This is a genomic window from Pseudomonas karstica (assembly GCF_009707515.1).
Taxonomy (GTDB): Bacteria; Pseudomonadota; Gammaproteobacteria; order Pseudomonadales; family Pseudomonadaceae; genus Aquipseudomonas; species Aquipseudomonas karstica.
Map to the genome: position 1 here is coordinate 1 of NZ_WLYI01000107.1, position 255 is coordinate 255.

Genomic DNA, 255 nt, shown 5'->3' on the forward strand with positions numbered 1-255 from the left:
TTGTCGATTTTGCCGGAAACTGCGCGTGAGCAGTTGCTGGTGACGTTTAACGCCACGCAAGCCGATTACCCGATGGAGCAGACGGTTCACGGCTTGTTTGAAGCCCAGGTGGCGCGCACTCCAGAGGCGCTGGCGGTGCTGCATGGTGCGCAGCGCTTGAGTTATCGCGAGCTGAATGAGCGAGCCAACCGGTTGGCGCATTACCTGCGCAAGCAGGGTGTACAGCCGGATTCCCGGGTGGCTATCTGCGTCGAG

The 255-nt window shown here is 60.8% G+C and carries 1 protein-coding gene; it reads left to right on the plus strand.

What is annotated here, in order from left to right; all coding sequences use genetic code 11:
- Positions 1-255: AMP-binding protein (locus GIR22_RS25895; protein ID WP_154746103.1), on the plus strand; the 255-nt coding region annotated here is incomplete at both ends.